9 protein-coding genes are annotated in these 18,134 nt (G+C 55.4%); 1 reads left to right on the top strand and 8 read right to left on the bottom strand.

Annotated elements, in window-relative coordinates; all coding sequences use genetic code 11:
* Positions 1-28 precede the first annotated feature (28 nt).
* A complete protein-coding gene (locus tag N1689_RS11965) occupies positions 29-805 on the top strand; it encodes a CDP-diacylglycerol diphosphatase (RefSeq protein WP_260058994.1) in 777 nt (258 codons plus the stop codon).
* A gap of 76 nt (positions 806-881) precedes the next feature.
* Here N1689_RS11965 and N1689_RS11960 read toward each other — a convergent pair whose 3' ends face one another.
* From N1689_RS11960 to N1689_RS11925, 8 genes are all read right to left on the bottom strand, one after another.
* Positions 882-1,742: a ketose-bisphosphate aldolase gene (locus N1689_RS11960; protein WP_260058992.1), complete on the bottom strand. Its 861-nt coding sequence runs from the start codon at positions 1,740-1,742 to the stop codon at positions 882-884.
* Positions 1,743-1,747: 5 nt separating this feature from the next.
* Positions 1,748-3,172 carry a PTS fructose transporter subunit IIC gene (locus tag N1689_RS11955; RefSeq protein ID WP_161736824.1) on the bottom strand — a complete coding sequence of 475 codons (1,425 nt, stop codon included), beginning with the start codon at positions 3,170-3,172 and terminating at the stop codon, positions 1,748-1,750.
* 109 nt (positions 3,173-3,281) lie between these two features.
* A complete protein-coding gene (locus N1689_RS11950; RefSeq protein WP_260058989.1) occupies positions 3,282-3,755 on the bottom strand; it encodes a PTS sugar transporter subunit IIA in 474 nt (157 codons plus the stop codon).
* Positions 3,756-3,770: 15 nt separating this feature from the next.
* A complete protein-coding gene (locus N1689_RS11945; protein ID WP_260059117.1) occupies positions 3,771-5,282 on the bottom strand; it encodes a transcription antiterminator in 1,512 nt (503 codons plus the stop codon).
* 260 nt (positions 5,283-5,542) lie between these two features.
* Positions 5,543-6,724: an HlyD family efflux transporter periplasmic adaptor subunit gene (locus N1689_RS11940; RefSeq protein WP_260058988.1), complete on the bottom strand. Its 1,182-nt coding sequence runs from the start codon at positions 6,722-6,724 to the stop codon at positions 5,543-5,545.
* Positions 6,721-8,928: a type I secretion system permease/ATPase gene (locus N1689_RS11935; RefSeq protein WP_260058986.1), complete on the bottom strand. Its 2,208-nt coding sequence runs from the start codon at positions 8,926-8,928 to the stop codon at positions 6,721-6,723. The genes N1689_RS11940 and N1689_RS11935 overlap by 4 nt, the downstream gene beginning before the upstream one ends.
* A 28-nt stretch (positions 8,929-8,956) precedes the next feature.
* Positions 8,957-10,429, bottom strand: a complete 1,473-nt coding sequence (locus tag N1689_RS11930) for a TolC family outer membrane protein (protein WP_260058984.1) — start codon at positions 10,427-10,429, stop codon at positions 8,957-8,959.
* A 106-nt stretch (positions 10,430-10,535) separates the two neighbouring features.
* A partial coding sequence (locus N1689_RS11925) for a BapA/Bap/LapF family large adhesin (RefSeq protein WP_260058982.1) occupies positions 10,536-18,134 on the bottom strand: 7,599 nt, incomplete at its 5' end.

Raw genomic sequence — 18,134 nt, 5'->3', positions numbered from 1 at the left:
AGGACGAGATCCACTGAACAGGAAATGGTTGTGGCGATGCCGATCTCTGCCGCTGATCATCGCGCTACTACTGACAGGATGCGCCCGCTCTGACGCGCTGTGGACGGTCACGCATGACCTCTGCATGAATAACTATCACTATCGTCGCGATCCGGCACCCTGCCAGCAAATCTATCTGCCGCAGGACAGCACACAGGGCTACAGCATCATCCAGAATCCTCGCCATAAGCTGCACTTTATTCTGGTGCCCACGGTGGCGATGTCCGGCATTGAGAGCATTGCGCTATCGCGTCCCGGACGTCCCGATTATTTCGGCTACGCCTGGTTAATGCGCTATCGTCTGATGGCGGCCTATGGTGCTGAAGTACCTGAGGATCGGCTCGGCATGGCGCTGAATTCCGCTTATGGCCGCAGCCAGAATCAACTACATATTCATCTGACCTGCCTGCGGGAAGATGTCTATCGCCAGCTTCAGGCCGAGCGGCCCTTTATTCATAATGACTGGCGGCCCTTGCCTGACCGTTTGCTGAATCACACCTACTATGCCCGTCGCGTTATACAGCCGACGGCGATGGGGATCTATCCTGTTTCCTCCGTGGCGCGCTATTTCCATCTGTCCTCGCCGCAGCTGGCGGAGTCTGGTGTGGCGCTTATACCGTCGACTTTCTCGGGAGAAAAAGGGTTTATCCTGCTGACCACCCGGCGCGGCTGGGATAAGGGGAATCGGGCGTCCGTTGAGTCGCTACTGGATAAACGCTGCGCTATTCTTTCAGCGCCACCAGCTGACGTTTCAGCTGGGGAGTAACTAACAGCGCCACCAGCTGACGTTTCAGCTGGGGAGTAACTAAACCTCACCCCAGCCATCCACTCACAACAACCCTTTATCGATACAGCCCCGCTTTCCCCACCGAGCTAAACAGCGCCATCTTCGCTGCGACGACTTCACTTGCCGCCTGCATCGGTTTAACAAACAGAGCATTAGGCTCGTGACCCCCAAGCTTCAGCTCCTGCTCCAGCGCCACGAAGAACGCCTTCTTCATATCGCTGGAGATATTGATTTTCCCGACGCCATAACGGATCGACTCCGCGACCTCGCTGTCTTTGTTGCCTGAACCGCCATGCAGCACCAGCGGGATATCCACCACTTTACGGATCTGCTGCAAGCGCTCGATATCCAGCTTCGGCTGCTTCCCTTTAGGGTAGAGACCATGCGAGGTGCCGATAGCGACGGCCAGCGTGTCGGTGCCGGTCTCGCGCACAAAGGTCTCTGCCTGCTGCGGATCGGTATAGAGAATCTCGTTACTGCCGCCTTCGCCGCTGCCTTCCGCCACACCGATGGTGCCCAGCTCGGCTTCCACAGAGACATTAATCGTGTGCGCTATCTCGACAATCTTCTTCGTCAGCGCAATGTTCTGCTCAAAAAGGTGAGACGAGGCGTCAATCATCACCGAGGTAAAACCGGCGTAGATCGCTTTCATCACCTCTTCCAGCGAGCGGCCATGGTCCAGATGGATTACCACCGGCACGCGCGCCTGAATCGCCAGCGTCCGCAGATAGCCGATAAACTCCGGGCCGGTAAACGCCATCTCTTCGGGATGGATCTCCAGAATCAGCGGTGAATCCAGTCGCTCGGCAGTCTCAACCGCCACGCGTCCAAACTCTGCGCTGGCGATGTTGAACGCGCCCACACCAAACTGATGACGCTGGGCAACGCTGAGCAGATCTTTCATGTTGTAAAGCATAGGTTTTATCCTTGTTTTGCAGGAACGGAGATATCTTTTTTCAGGAACAACAGGATCAGCGCGGTCAGCAGACTGCCTGCGGCAATCGCAAACAGATAACCCATGACGTTGCTGATCACGTTAGGAATGAAGATGACGAAAATGCCGCCGTGCGGGGCGCGGGAAGCGCAGCCCAGCATCATCGACAGGGCGCCCGCTAATCCGGAACCCGCCACAATGGCCGGAATGACGCGCAGCGGATCGGCGACCGCGTAAGGAATCGCGCCTTCGGTAATAAATGACAGGCCGAGGATGTAGGTGACCTTGCCGGTCTCGCGCTCCTGCTCGGTAAACTTGCGGCGGAAGAGGGTGGTCGCCAGCGCGATGCCCAGCGGCGGCACCATGCCCGCCGCCATACAGGCCGCAATCGGTCCGTAAATCCCGCTCGACATCAGGCCAATCGCAAACATGCAGACGGTCTTATTGAGCGGGCCCCCCATATCAAAGGCCACCATCATGCCGAACAGCAGGCCGAGGATGGCCGCATTGGTGTTACCCAGCGAAGTGAGGAAGGCGGTCAGCCAGCCGAGCAGCATTTTGATTGGTTCACCAATCAGCAGCACCATCAGTGCGCCTGTCAGCAGCACGCTCAGCAGCGGCACGATTAAAATAGGTTTTAACCCGGCGACGGCTTTGGGCAGGTGAATATGGTTGGTGATCAGCAGCGTGATGTACCCGGCCAGGAAGCCGGCAATCAGCGCGCCAAGGAAGCCGGAGCCGGTGTGAATTGCCATCATCCCACCTACAGCGCCCGCCACAATGCCCGCTTTGCCGCTGATGGACTGGCTGATCCCCAGCGCAAGAATCGGCAGCATCAGGGCAAAGGCCGAACCGCCCCCGATGTCCGAAAGCATCTTCGCTATCGGGCTGAAATTAGCGTCCCCTGGTGTGGCCGCAGTAATCCCGAATGAAAAGCTCAGGGCGATCAGAATGCCGCCAGCCACCACAAACGGGATCATCAGGTTCACACCGGTGATCAGGTGCACATAAATCTCTGAGATCCAGGAACGGGAACCTGACGCCTCGCGAGCGCTGTTAGCCGGTTCAGACGTATTGTTCTGTGGGGCGGAATCGATCAGCCTGGGCGCCAGCTCGCCGTTCACAATGGCGCTGAGTAATCCTTCAGCGTCTTTCGCGGCACGGGTGACGGGGACCTCGATCACGTTTTTGTGCTGGAAGCGCGCCATCTCAACTTTCTTATCCGCGGCGATTAACACCACATCGGCCTGATGAATATCGTCGTCGCTGAAAATATATTCGCTTTCAATCGCGCCCTGGGTTTCAACTAATACATTCAGGCCCAGTTTTTTTGCCGCTTTTTTTAAATTACTTTCGGCAAGGTAGGTGTGGGCGACACCTGTAGGACAGGCGGTAATGGCAATAATGTTCATAAACGTTCTCCAGTGAAAATTTTATATTTATGTTTTTCGGTCTGAAGGGATGGCTACAACCTGGAATACCTCCTTTGGTTTTTTTATTTCATACATATCTCCGGTTTATTCAGGCTCCCGAGCGGGATAACAGTAAATGAAACATCTCTTCGCGGTGTTGCACATTCAGTAATTGCTCGACCACATCTTCATCACCTAGCGCAACAGATATTCTGGCGAGCATTTTGATATGGCCGACATCTTTATCGGACTCTTTCACCGCGAAGAGAATAACCAGCCGGACTTTGGTGCCATCGATGGTCTCCCACGGAATATCCCGGCGTAAACGCCCGACGGCAATCCGGGTTTTAGCGACGGCAGCGGATTTACCGTGCGGAATAGCAATGTGATTTTCAAATCCGGTTGAGCCTAATTCTTCACGCAGATAAACATCGTTCAGAAACGTGGCTTTATCGGTGACCGCGCCGCTCTGGCAGAGCAGGTCGGTCAGCTGAGAAATAATCTGTTCTTTCGTCTGGCAGTCGACATCGAGAATAATACACTCTTCTTTCAGGACTTCATTAATAGCCACGGCTGTAGTCATGTTGCTTCTCCATTATTAATTAATCGAATTCGATACCAGACATTCCGTTACTCTTGCGATATCTTTCGCCGAAAACAGGGCCGAGACATAGACCACCGGTTTTTCCAGCGGCTCCAGCCGGATGGTGGAGATCACCACGTCACACTCATGTCGTTTCAGGGAATCCGCGATGTTTTTCCCTGGCACGATGTCGATAATCTTCCAGTCAGGAAAGGCGCGGATAATCCGTCCGTAAAGCAATTGTGAGGTGCCCAGACCGCTGGAGCAGACCAGCAATACCCGTTTTACCTTGATGCTGTTTTCGATGGCGGCCTGAATATGCACGGTCAGGTACGCCACCTCATCGTCACTGATCTCATCAAGGCTGTACTCCTGCGTCAGCTGGCTGATGACCGCTTTGACGGCGGCGAACACCGTTCCCAGCTCGGTCCGGATATCATGCAGCAGCGGATTTTTAATCCGGATGTGATATCGGAGGCGATTCAGCATCGGCTTGATATGCGAGGACAGCGAAGCCTGCAGGTTCTGGTCCGTGGTGATTTCGATATTGATGCGCTGGGCTACACGGGCAATCAGCGCCTCCGCAAAGCGGGTTTCACGTTCGGATATCAGCGAGTCATCATGCTGTGGCATCTCGCCGCCCGCCTTACCGGAGGAGACCAGATACTGATAGATGGAGTGCGACTCTTCGGCCACCAGTACCGTGTTGTAAGCGGTTTCGATGCGTTCAATCACCGCCAGCGAAACCTGCCAGGCGTGATGGTCGCTGACCCGGCTCATGGTCACCGCGCGGGCGTCTGTCCTTTGCATCGGCGAGTGACTCCGGTGGATCAGCACCAGAATATGGGTAAATAAATTGATGTAGTAAGGATCGCTAATCGTATATTGCAGTTGCTGTTCAATAAAATTAATTAATTGCAGGGTAAAGTGGACAGCCTGCTGACCAAATTTTTCTGAAAGCTCCTGCAACGTGCTTTCATCCAGGCGGCTTTCCATCATGTCCTGACGGTTATAAATCGATTTTAATACCAGCGCTTTCATCGCCATGCGAATATTCTGGTCGCTGCCTTTTATGCTGGTGCCGACCCGACTTTTTAATAAGGTTAAATCAAACTGATGCAACCAGGCTTCTAATGTTTTTAAATCATTCACTATCGAAGCCCGGCTGATAAAATATTTATCTGCGAGTTCACTGATTGATGAACTTTTGGGTGATAGCATCAATAAATCAGACGCTATTTTCAGCATCCTGAAGTTACTGCTGAAATCATCAACTTCCGTTGAAAAAATCCGGCGCGCGGCTATTTCTGACTGCGCATCAGCGAATTTAATTGTGATCCCTCTCCCACTTTTTCCGCTGAGGTTGATTCCCTGGTCAGAGAGTTTTTCATTAATATCCGCGATGTCGCGGCGTAAGGTTCGGGTGGTGATGGCTGTTTTCTCTGAAATAGCGTTCAGGCTCACATAACTGTTATGAGAAATAAGCTGTCGCATAATCGTCAGTTGCCGCTCAGTCAGCGCCTTCATCATCATCAGGGTCCGCTTAATCAGTTATTCACCTTGTCAGTTATCATCTAAGCAAAGGCACTATGCCATGTAAATATTAAAACATGGCCACAACCCGACGGTCAGGCTGACCACCTGAAAGTGAATTTTCGAAATATTTTGAGAGGAGGTTAAAGAATATCAGAACAGGGAAGGGGAAGATGAGTGGGTGCCTGATGGGCGGGGCAGTGCATGAAATCCGGGGTTAGCTGCCCCACCAGCAGGGGCAGCAAATCTTATGTTTACCTCTCCCGCAGCGCTTCCTTCGCCCGGTTCAGCGGTTTCATCAGATACTCCATGATGGTTTTACTGCCGGTGTGGATCTCACCCATCGCGATCATCCCCGGATAAACCGGAAACTTTTTCCCTTTTTTATTGACCAGATAATCCTTATCGGTGCGGATGTAGACGCGGTAATAGTACTGGTCGCGATGAACTTCATCCTGAATGGTGTCGGGAGAAATAGAGGCCACTTTGCCCTCCAGACCGCCATAGATGTTGTAGTCGTAGGCCGTGAGTTTCACCACGGCACGCTGGCCGGGTGTGATAAAGGCAACATCGCGCGGGGCAATCTGCGCCTCAATCATCAGCTGCTCATCCAGCGGCACAATTTCCATCAGATTGCCGCGCTGCGGAATCACGCCGCCAACGGTGTTCACCTCGATATCTTTAACGATCCCTCTGACCGGCGTGACAACGACTGTGCGCTTCAGTGAGTCCGCTCGCCCGATGATAATCGAGCGCTGAGACGCCGCTTCGGCATTGGCTTTCGCCAGCTCTTCACGGGCCTGCACGATATAGTTATTTTCCGCGTCGTTGAGCTTACTTTGCAGGTCGTTAGCCTGACGTTTCAGGCGCAGCACTTCCACATTGCTTGCCGCGCCTTTTGCCACTAGGGAAGAGGTCAGCTGCAGTTCGCGGTTAATCAGACTCAGCGCTTCAGTCAGGCCGCTGATGGTTTTGCTGTAGTTCTCACGACGCGAGTGATAAAGCGCCGTCTCAGCGGCCACCAGGGACGGATCCGCTAAAACTTCCGGCGGAAAGGTCAGCGGCGTGCCTGCCGTCTCAGCCTGTAAGCGGGCCGCCGTCGCGAGCGCTGCGCGTAAACGCGACGTGCTTTCCTGCACACCGGAGTCAATCTGGGTGGGATCCAGCAGGGCCAGCACCTGGCCCGCCTCAACCACATCGCCTTCGTGAACCTTCAGCTCTTTGAGGATCCCGCCTTCCAGTGACTGGATGATCTGCTCGTGTGAGCTGGGTACCACTTTGCCGACACCAACGGTGACTTCATCCAGTTCAAAGTTAGAAGCCCAGACAAAGAACAGCAGCAGCATGACCAGCACCGACATGATGATCAGGCCGCCGGAAGAGACGCGCTGACGGGAACGCTGATGCTTCTTTTTACGGAATAAGGAGAAACTCATGCCTGTGCTCCCTGCGGTTTAACATTGACGTTGCCCTGATGCGGCGCGGCACTGGCTTCGGGCCGGGTGACCAGCATCTCTGCTTTTGAGCCATCCCGCGCAATCCTGCCTTTATCCATCAGCATGATGCGATCAACCAGCTGCAATACCGCCGGGCGATGCGTGGCGATAATCAGCGTACGGTTGCCCATCCACGTCATCAGCTGCTCAATCAGATGTTTTTCAGCGGCATCATCCAGCCAGGCGGTCGGTTCATCCAGCAACAGCACGCTGGGCTGGCGGAGCAGGGTGCGTGCCAGCAACAGCTGCTGACGCTGTCCGCCAGACAAGCCTTTGCCGCCTTCCTGTAACAGATAATCCATGCCTTCCGGCAGGCGCTGAATAAAGTCGAGTGCGCCGCTGATCTCCAGGGCCTGAAGCATCTCCTCTTCTGTCGCCAGCGGCATGCCCAGGCGTAAGTTCTCGCGAATTGTGCCGTAGAACAGGGATGCGTTCTGGGTCAGCAGCCCGACGTCACGCCTTACATCCAGCGGGTCAATGGAGGAAAGCCGCACGCCATCCAGCAGCAGGACACCTTCACCCGGCTGCAACAGACCTGCCATCAGCTGCAACAGCGTTGATTTACCGGACCCGTTACGCCCCAGCAGCGCCACTTTCTCACCGGCTTTAATGGTCAGCTTTTTCACCGTCAGCACCGGATCAGGGGAGTTCGGGTCGTAGCGATAGATAACGTCAGAGAGCGCATATTCGCCGTTAATGCGCGGGCGATGAATACGGATGCTGCGCTCTGGCTGATCGACCTCGCTGTTGAGCAGGTTCTCCAGTCCTTCGCGCGCCACTTTGGCCTGCTGCCAGCGGCCAAATATCATCGCCAGCTGGCCCAGCGGTGCCATCATGCGTGACGCCAGCATCGAGCAGCCAATTAACACGCCGGTAGAGAGGTCACCGCTCATGGCAAAAAAGGCCCCCACCAGCACCACGCTGACATAGGCAACGGTCTGGACTTCACTGGTCCAGCTCATCAGCAGGCCGCTGACAAAACGCTGCTTCTGTGAAGATTTACTGATTACCTCATTCAGGTGATTCCACTGGTTCTGAAAGTAGGGCTCTGCGCGCAGCAGCTTGATGTCATCCATGCCCTGTACTGTCTCAACCAGCATAGCGCTGCGCACTGCGGACTCGCGCATGGTCGCTTTGGAGAGCTTCGCCAGCGAACCCTGCGCCAGCAGGCCCGGAATCACAATCAGCGGAATCGCCGCCAGCGGAACCAGTACCAGCCATCCACCCAGTAACCAGAGGATAAACAGGAAGATGATTAAAAAAGGCAGATCGGCAATTGCTGAAATGGTGGTCGAGGTAATCAGTTCACGGATCTGTTCCAGCTCGCGGATCTGGGCAATAAACGATCCGGTCGATTTGGGCCGCTGGTCGTTACGGATCCGCAGCGCGTGACCAAAGACGCGATCGGAGATGCGCAGATCCGCGCTTTTACCGGCTGCATCAGAGATATGCGTGCGGATGATACGCATCACAAACACGCAGGTCAGGGCGATCATGACGCCGCCAAACAGCACCCAGAGAGAGGGCACCGACTGGGAAGGGATCACCCGGTCATACACCTGCATGGTAAAGAGCATCGCGGAGAGGCCCAGCACGTTGGAGATCAGCGACGCAAACATCACGTTTAAATAGGCTGGCCACTCACGAAGAATGGTCTGCCACAGCCAGTCAGCACGATGTGGCTTAATATAGTCATCCACCCGCGCATCCGGCACGGAAGACTCCGGCTTAGCCAGCAGTACGCGCCGTGCATGCTGCGACAGATCTTCAATACTCAGCGTGGTCTGCAGCTGTTTTTCACCACTCAGCATCACGCTGACCTGGCCATCCTCGCCCACCGTGGTGATGACGCCGACGCCGCGAGGACCGAAATCGACGATCAACGGCATGCGCCACGGATCGAGCTGATCCGGGTCAAACGCGTCAAAAATGACCAGCAGGCCGAGCTGGCGCGCCATATTTTCAATCAGGGCATCCTGTGAAAGGTGCTGCATGTGCCATTCCGCTTCCCCTTTCACCCGCTCAGGTGAACCATCAAGGCGGTAATGTTTCGCCACCAGCAGCAGCGCGTCGAGCCAGGGGGTATAAGCCTTTTTCGCGTGAGGCTGTGCTGATGCATTTTCGCTGTCAGATATCGTGTTCATTATCATCTTCTCTTAATTGCTGACAGAATTACGGCGCAATGCGCAGTCCCTGAATGACCTTATTATTTAAATCAAATGCTTCACGTGCCATACCGGTTACTACCAGATAATTAACCGAGGAGGCCCACAGATCGCAGCGGGCATTAATTAAATCCTGCTGAGCACGGCTTATTTCCTGCTCGGCGTTAAGTAAGTCGAGTACGTTTCGGTTACCCAGCGATAAATATTGCTCACGATAAAGGGATCGCGTCTCCATAATCGTTTTCATCCGGCGCGTCAGCAGGCTGATATTTTTTTGTAATCCCTTTACGCTCTGGAAATAATTGCGTTGCTGATCGCTGATCTCCAGTTTTTTACTGGCTATGGTGGTTCTGGCCGCTTCCAGTGCGCGGGCACTGGCACTTTCCTGCGCCACTAATGCGCCGCCCTGATAAAGCGTACTGTTAACAGACAGATAAACGTTCTGGTACTGGCTATGGCGCTGATAATCCGCAATGTCGCCGATATATTTATTGGTGCTGGCTTCAAGCGATAAAGTGGGATAGCGCTGCGCTTTGTAATTACGTAACTCAGCCAGTGCCACGGCGGCATCGGCCTGGGCGACTAAAATAGTCGGGTTACGGTTTAAATCGATCCGGGCATTCTGACGCTCAATCAGCGGCAGCAGCGAGATCGGTGCGGATATTTTCTTTTCGGCAACCGGCTGGCCCAGCAAGGATTGCAGATGGTATTTCTGCTGCTGGAGTTTGATTTCCAGATCCAGTTGCTCTGCCTGGGCGGCTTCAACCCGCGCCTGCGCCTGAACCGGATCCACCCGTGTGCTGGCTCCGGCATCGGCACGCATTTGCGTCAGCGCCAGGATATCCCGCAGGGCTTTCACCTCTTTCCTGGAGTTATCAAGCAGCTGCGTCGAGCGATAAACGTCATTCAGTGCCAGTGCGGTTTGTTCAATAATGGTGTCGATCTGCATCAGAACAGTGGCCTGCTGGCGCAGATATTTCGCGCTGGCCTGATCGACCGCGCTGCCAGTTTTACCAAAGTCGTAAAGCATCTGAGAGAGGCCGACGGTGGCGATATGGCCGCTGCCTTCATCCTGCTGTCGACCGGTTGTGATGCCCGCTTTTATAGAGGGCAGATAGCCCGCTTTTGCGGCATCAATGGTGAACCCTGATGACTCCAGCGTCGCAATGCTGCTGCTGATGGAGGGATGATGATTGACCGCCAGCTGGATAGCCGCCTGCCAGTCAGCCGGAAAGCTTTCAGCCCCGTTCGACGCCGCAGGCTGCATTTCAATTTCTGCCGGATTAATTTGTAATTTGTCTGCCAGCGCCGATCCGCCCGCAGGCAAGGTGCCGGGATTTGGTGTTTTAGAAAATACGCCCCAGAAACCTGCCGGTGCTTCATTAATGGCGGGTTCGCTGCCTGAGAAAAGTTTTTGATCGGCAGCAAAAGAATATTGGGTAATAAGAATGCAGTACAAAATGATAATAATTTTTTTCATGATGTTTAGATAATTAAATATATCTCCGTCATAAAAGGTGGATTAAATCGCGGGGAAGTAGCAGGCTGGTGTAAATAACCCAGCCTGCTTTTAATGCGGATATTAATTATCCGATGGTGATATCGTCTTCAATATATAACTGTACCACGGAGCCATCGGCTGCAGAACTGGTGTAATGGTTATAGTTAACCCCATTTGCCACTATTCCGTCTGCCTGCTCCCAGTTACCATTCAGCGTCACCGTGTCGCCATTTTCCCCTCTGACATATAACGTATTATCGTTATCAGTGACCTTCAGCAGACTTTCTGCGCTTATTACCAGATTGTCTTTTCCGGCATCCGTCATCAGGTCGATGGTTTCAATATTGCTGACCCTGGCGGAGATATCGCTAAGGTTCAGCGTTCCCGTGCCATGCCAGGCCAGCGTATCGTTACCATCGGCACCGTTGATAGAGATGAAATCGGTGTCATAGACTTCGAAAACATCTGCACCGCGGGTGCCGGTGAAGGTAATTGCGCCGCCTTCGCTGCCATCAATATCAACGCCCAGGTTAAAGCTCAGAGAGGCATTGCTGCCGTCTGACAGGGCATAGGTGAAGGTGTCAGTGTTTCCGCTGTGCGCATACGCATCATCCACCACGTAGCTGTAGTGACCCGCTTCATCGATAACCAGCGTGCCGTAGGCACCTTTGAAGCTCACCGCATCGTCAGTGATCGCGGTGGTTTCACCGTTCTGGCTCACCGATACCACGGTCAGATCGGCGGAGACATCCTCGATGGAGCCGGCAAGATGCTCTGCCACTTCGTTGAATTGCAGACCCTGCTGAACATAGAGTTTGATTGCCGTGCCATCCAGCGCCGTGCTGGTGTAGAGGGTGTAGGTGATGTTATTCAGCGTTTCCACGCCGTTAACAGCCCACACGCCCTGCAGTGAAAGGGAGTCATTGCTGCCACCCCTGACATACAGCACATTGTTGGTATCCGTGATTTTCTCAATATCATCGGCACTAATCAGCAGCGCCGTTGCCTGGGCGTTATCCTGCAGATCGATGATTTCGATATTGTTCACTTTGTCCGCAATCTCACTGACATTCAGCTCGCCTGTGCCATTCCAGACCAGCGTATCCTGACCCGACTTCCCGTCCACCGAGGTGAACTGGGTGTCGTGAACGGTGAAGCTGTCATCACCAACGGTACCGGCAAAGATCAGCGCGCCACCTTCAGAGCCATCCACGGAGACACCCAGCGTGATCACCAGATTTTTGGTGCTTCCATCCGCCAGAACATAGGTGAATGAATCTTCACTGCCGGTCAGTTTGATCACTGAGTCACTATTCAGTGTGTAGCTATAGCTGCCATCGTTTTTGATCGTCAGCGAGCCATAAGTCCCCGCGATAGTGGTTCCCGCAGCAGCAACCAGCGTATAGCTTGCGGCACCGGTCACAATACCCGCCGTTATTGACGTCACTACCAGCGAACTGTCACTGGTGCTGTCGCTGGTAAAGACCGAACCATTGACGCTGGAACTGGTGCTGACTTTATAGTCGGTGGTGCTGACAATGTTCACTGCCACTTTCACGGTGAGCGCGTCATAGCTGGTAGACCACAGGAAGCCGGGATGTCCGGACTGCGTGCTGTCGACCACGATGCGGTAGGTTCCCGCATTCTGACCCTCCAGCGAGACATTCAGCGGACTGCCACTGGTGATCGCCTGCGTGCCGCTGGTCACGTTGTCCCAGCGCAGCGTCTGCTCGTTGTAAACCTGCAACGACCAGTTCACCGAAACAGTATTGCTGGCATTGATCGACGTCCCGGTCACGCTGACATTAATCTCCTGCAGATCGCTGATGCTGTTAACCGTGAAGCTCTCACTGGTAAAGCTGCTGGTTGCGGTGTTCATCGTGGTGCTCTGCGCCACGCTGTCACTGAGCAGAGCAACGTCGCCGGTCACGTCGGCCGCATTGTTTTCAGAGGCGGTTTCGGTGCTGCTCAGTTTCATGTCGCGATCAACGTAGAGATTCACCGTCTGACCATCAGCGGTCGTGCCGACGTAATGGACGTAATCCACGTTGTTGACCACTTCGCTGCCTGCCAGCGTCCAGCTGCCAGAGAGGGTCAGTGTGTCGGTGATGGCACCTTTAACAAACAGCGTGTTATCGGCATCGGTGATGTCCGCCACGTTTTGTGCGGTGACCACCAGATTATTCACTGCGCTGTCATTAACCAGCTCGATCTCTTCGATGTTGCTGATTTTCGACTGCAGCTCGCTGAGCGTCAGGGTGCCGGTACCGCTCCACACCAGCGTATCCAGACCTTCACCCCCATCAATGTGGGTAAAGCTGGTGTCGCTCACGTTGAAGATATCGTCGCTCGCCGTACCTGTGACATCCTGCGCAGCGGTAACGGTATATTCCGTTCCATTCTGGCTATCCGTATAGGGAGTTGAGGAGAGAGTAACCCCCTGCTGCACGTAGATATCGACCAGGGTACCGGCAGCGGTGGTGCTGGTATAGTGCGTGTAAGTGATGCTGTCGACAATCACCGTGCCACTGTTGATCCAGGTGCCTTCCAGCGTCACGCTGTCGCCAGCGATGCCCTTAACATAGAGCGCATTACTTTCGCTGGTCACATCTTCTACGCTCTGGGCATCCAGCACCAGGTTGTCACTGCTGGTGGTTGAGGTCAGCATGATCGATTCGATGTTGCTGACTTTCGCCGCGACGTCGCTCAAGACCAGCTTGCCATTGCCATGCCATGCCAGCGTGTCATCGCCAGCCGCGCCATCTACTGAGGCAAAGCTCGTGTCATACACATCAAATACATCGTTGACTTCGGTGCCGTGGAATACCAGTGCACCGCCGTTGCTGCCGTCAACCTCAACGCCCAGATGGATCGTGACGGTGGCGTTAACCACTTCACCATTTGCGCCTTTCAGCGCGTAGGTAAATACGTCTTCAGAGCCCGCTGGCAGTGTGGTGGTGGCAGGGGTGTAGGTATAAGCACCGTTGTTATAGATCACCAGAGTGCCATACTGACCCGCGATAGATACGCCACTTTCGGTCACCCAGGTATAGCTGTCATCGACCGTCACATCGCTGGTGCTGTCACCGGCTTTGGCATACATCCGTGTATAGATGGAGCTGAGCTTATCAACCGCACCGTCTGTGCCTTCATCGGTCAGAACGTTGCCGGTTGCGACCTCATTCGCGGTGATAACGTATTCGGTGGGACTGACTGTCTGAACTGACATATCCAGTTTCACCACGTTTGTTGCACCTGTGGTTGAAATCGCTACGCGGTAGGTTCCCTCACCCAGGCCGTCCAGCAGCGACGACATCTCCAGGTTCTGGATAACTTCATCGTTATGCTGTCCGGCTGCCACGACGGCAGTCTGCGTTTTCACCGTGGTCCACGTGCCATCACTGTTCTGCATTTGCACGGCGTAAGTGATGTTTAATGGTGTGGAGAAGTTGTTGCCAAATGCTCCCCATTCGGTTTTTAACGACAGCGAACCGGTAACCAGGTCATCATTCCCTGCCAGGGTAAAGGTGGAACTGTAGTTCTCGGTCCCGCCTGCGACCAGCTTAACGTCGGTATTCGTCGCGCTGGATGACTCATAAGTCACTGTAACGCTGGCATTCGCCTCGTTGCTGGAAGCGATATCCGTAACGGCGGTTGCAGAAGGATCGGTAGCATCCCAGCTCAGATCCAGCGCCTCATTTGTTGTACCAATCTGCACGTAAATCTGAGCCGATGAGCTCTGACCCGTAGCGGAGTCGGTAATGGTGTAGGTAAAGGTATCCACCTTACCGATGCTTTCCATAGCGGAAACAGGCGTGTAGACATAGCTGCCATCAGCGTTGATGATTAGCGTGCCATACTGACCGACCAGCGTGGCGGTTTGGGTGGTGGCATCCAGCGTGACAGATGTCACGGTGCCATCACTGTTGGTCACGCTCGCCGCGCTCACTGAGGTGTAGGCACTGTGCGGAATACCATCTGCCCCATAGACGTTGTCGACATCTGTTATCACATTGCCGGTTGCTGTGGTGTAGTCGGTCGGTGTGCCCTGTTCAGCCAGCGTATAGACGGTTTTAGAGGCTTCCAGATTAAAGCTTACGCCAACGTTAATACCGCTGGTGGTGTAAACCAGCTGATACTGGCCGGCAGTCAGACCGGTCAGCGTGATGGTGGAAGTTGATGCGCCCAGTCCGAACAGGCCAAACAGGTTTCCGCTGTTCTCTTCAGACACGGTGACCCATGTGCTGGTTGACGAGTCATACTTCTGCAACACCAGTGTCGAGTTACTGGCGACGTTAACGAAGGCAGAAGAGGTCGCTGTTACATCAAGATCGATAATGGTGCCGTCTGCGACCACAATCGGATCGCTGACGATCTTATTGTTAAACGCGATCAATCCGCCGTCCTGCAGGATGGTTCCCAGATCCTCACTGACATCAACCGGATAGGTAAAGCCTACCGCAGCACCTGAGCTGACATTGTCAGATGCCGTCAGCGTGATGGCCTGCACATTCAGATCCAGCGTGCCGGATGGATCGCTGCTGTTGCCTGCCGTGTCCGTGACAGTAAAGGTCACTTCATGGGTGCCATCATACAATCCGTCAGTGGCAGTAATGGTCCAGGTACCATCCTTGTCGACGGTGGTTTCGCCGACGATCTGACCTTTGTCATACATCGTGACGGTGGCACCAGGCTCAAGATCGCTGCCGCTGAAGGTGAGTTTGCTATCGCTCTGGGTTTCGGCTGTATTAATAGCCGCACCCACTTCATCCGTGATCACTACCGTAGTAATGTCCACGCCTTCAGGCGCAACAGAATCCACGAGATAACTTACGGATGCAGTCTCACCGCTGCTGTTACCTGCAGCATCGACAGTCTCAAACGTAAAGCTGTGATCACCCTCAGTCAGGGCTTCAGATGGCGTGAACGACCAGCTGCCGTCATCTGCAACCTGTGCTTCACCCAGTACTGTGCCATTATCGCGAACAATAATAGTGGTGCCCGCTTCCTGCCCCGATGTACTAAAGGTCGGCGTGGTATCACTAATCGCACTGCCAGCGGCGAACGTATTGCCAGCATCGTCAGAGACGACCACAGTGGCCACATCAAGCAGATCTGGTGCAACGGTATCGACCACGACGTTAATGGTATCGCTGCGGGTGTTTCCTTCCGCATCCGTTACGGTGACGATCAATGCATGATCACCGTCAGCCAGTGCTGCGTCAGGCGTAAAGCTCCAGCTTCCATCCTCAGCAACCACGACACTGCCCAGCACGGTTTCGCCATCGGCGATGGTGACTGTTACATCCGGCGTCTGATCCTGACCGCTAAAGGTCGGTGTGCTGTCGTTAATGGCTTCACCATTCACAATCACATTGCCGGCATCATCTGTCACCACAACACCCGTGTTGATGCCTTTGGTTGCCGAGATTGACAGGTCCAGCGCTTCAGATGCACCGCTGCTGTTGCCGACTTCATCGGTGACTTCGAAAGTGAACTGATGTTCACCATCATCAAGCGAGGTTGAAGGCGTAAAGGACCAGCTGCCATCTTCGCTGACCGTGGTTTCACCCAATACGGTTTCACCATCGCGAATAATCACGGTCGCTCCCGGCTCCAGCGCTGTGCCACTGAAGGTTGGCGTATTATCTGCTGTGATACCGGCTGCGGTGATAGTGGCACCGTCGTTATCGACCATTGTGACCGTAGAGATATCAACCCCTTCAGGCGGTGTGGTATCGACAGTGACGTTGAAGACTCCGCTGGCACTGACGCCTTGTGGATCAGTAACGGTGACCTCGATGGCATGCGCACCGTCAGCCAATCCAGCGGTTGGTGTGAAGGTCCAGCTGCCGTCCGCACCTACAGTCACAGTGATCAGCGTGGTATCGCCGTCAGCGATGACAATAGTGGTTCCAGGTTCGAAGTTTTTACCGTTGAACGTTGGCGTACTGTCACTGATAGTGTCGCCATCCAGAATAGCGGTACCGTTATCATCAACGATTTCCATGGACGGCGCGGTTTGCACCACGACATTGATGGTGTCATTGACATGGTTACCGCTGGCGTCTGTACCGTCGACAACCAGGGCGTGCTCGCCATCGGCCAGTGCGGTATCCGGCGTGAAGGTCCAGCTGCCGTCGTCGTCCACGGTGGCGGTGCCTATTTCGGTGTCGCCATCCGAGACAGTTACGGTGGAACCGGGCTTCATACCACCGCCGTTAAGGGTCGGTGTGCTGTCACTGGTAGTCGCGCCGTCGGCTATCGGATTGCCGGCGTCGTCGGTCAGGCCCGGCACGGTGGCGCTGGTGTCGACGGTCACGTTCACGGTATCGCTCATGACGTTACCGTTCGCATCGGTGCCGTCAATAACCAGCGCGTGATCGCCGTCGGCGAGTGCTGCATCCGGCGTGAAGGTCCAGTTGCCGTCCGCGTCCACGGTGGCGGTGCCGATTTCAGCATCGCCATCAGAGACGTTCACGGTAGAGCCCGGCTGCATGCCGCCGCCGCTGAGGGTCGGGGTGCTGTCGCTGGTGGTCGCGCCGTCGGCGACCGGGTTACCGGCGTCGTCGGTCAGGCCCGGCACGGTGGCGCTGGTGTCAACGGTGATGTTCACGGTGTCGCTGACCGTGTTGCCGTTCGCGTCGGTGCCGTCGATCACAAGGGCGTGTTCACCGTCGGCGAGTGCGCTATCCGGCGTGAAGGTCCAGCTGCCGTCCGCGTCCACGGTGGCGGTGCCGAGTTCGGTGTCGCCGTCAGAGACGATCACGGTAGAACCCGGCTCCATGCCGCCGCCGCTGAGGGTGGGGGTGCTGTCGCTGGTAGTCGCACCGTCGGCGACCGGGTTACCGGCGTCGTCGGTCAGGCCAGGCGCGGTGGCGCTGGTGTCGACCGTCACGTTCACGGTGTCGCTGACCGCGTTACCGCTGGCATTGGTACCGTCAATGACCAGCGCATGCTCGCCGTCTGCCAGCGGTGCATCCGGCGTAAAGGTCCAGTTGCCGTCCGCGTCCACGGTGGCGGTGCCGATTTCAGCATCGCCGTCGGAGACGGTTACGGTAGAACCCGGCTCCATGCCGCCGCCGCTGAGGGTCGGGGTGCTGTCGCTGGTGGTCGCACCGTCGGCGACCGGGTTACCGGCGTCGTCGGTCATGACCGGCGCGGTGGCGCTGGTGTCGATGATGACGTCTACAGCATTGCTGACGTTGTTGCCGCTGGCATCAATACCACCTGTGATAAGCGTGTGTTCGCCATCGTCCAGCGCAGTATCTGGCGTAAACGTCCAGTTGCCATCCGCGTCTACGGTAGCTTCACCGATCGGAGTGTTGCCATCTGTGATGACCACGGTGGAGCCGGGCTGCATGCCGCCGCCGCTGAGGGTCGGGGTGCTGTCGCTGGTGCTTGCGCCGTCGGCGACCGGGTTGCCGGCGTCGTCGGTCAGGCCCGGTACGGTTTCGCTGGTGTCGACGTTCACGTTCACGGTGTCGTTCACCGCGTTGCCGTTCGCGTCGGTGCCGTCGATCACAAGGGCGTGCTCGCCGTCGGCCAGCGGGGCGTCAGGGGTAAAGGTCCAGCTGCCGTCGGCGTCCACGGTGGCGGTGCCGAGTTCGGTGTCGCCGTCGGAGATCACCACGGTGGAGCCGGGCTCCATGCCGCCGCCGCTGAGGGTGGGGGTGCTGTCGCT

The sequence above is a fragment of the Pantoea sp. XY16 genome (assembly GCF_025153065.1).
Taxonomy (GTDB): Bacteria; Pseudomonadota; Gammaproteobacteria; order Enterobacterales; family Enterobacteriaceae; genus Pantoea; species Pantoea alfalfae.
This window is presented reverse-complemented; position numbering and strand designations above follow the sequence as displayed.

Bases quoted from the DNA above. Each gene is read 5' to 3' on its own strand.
- N1689_RS11960 (WP_260058992.1), bottom strand. From the start codon at position 1,742: ATGCTTTACAACATGAAAGATCTGCTCAGCGTTGCCCAGCGTCATCAG.
- N1689_RS11955 (WP_161736824.1), bottom strand. From the start codon at position 3,172: ATGAACATTATTGCCATTACCGCCTGTCCTACAGGTGTCGCCCACACC.
- N1689_RS11950 (WP_260058989.1), bottom strand. From the start codon at position 3,755: ATGACTACAGCCGTGGCTATTAATGAAGTCCTGAAAGAAGAGTGTATT.
- N1689_RS11945 (WP_260059117.1), bottom strand. From the start codon at position 5,282: ATGAAGGCGCTGACTGAGCGGCAACTGACGATTATGCGACAGCTTATT.
- N1689_RS11940 (WP_260058988.1), bottom strand. From the start codon at position 6,724: ATGAGTTTCTCCTTATTCCGTAAAAAGAAGCATCAGCGTTCCCGTCAG.
- N1689_RS11935 (WP_260058986.1), bottom strand. From the start codon at position 8,928: ATGAACACGATATCTGACAGCGAAAATGCATCAGCACAGCCTCACGCG.
- N1689_RS11930 (WP_260058984.1), bottom strand. From the start codon at position 10,429: ATGAAAAAAATTATTATCATTTTGTACTGCATTCTTATTACCCAATAT.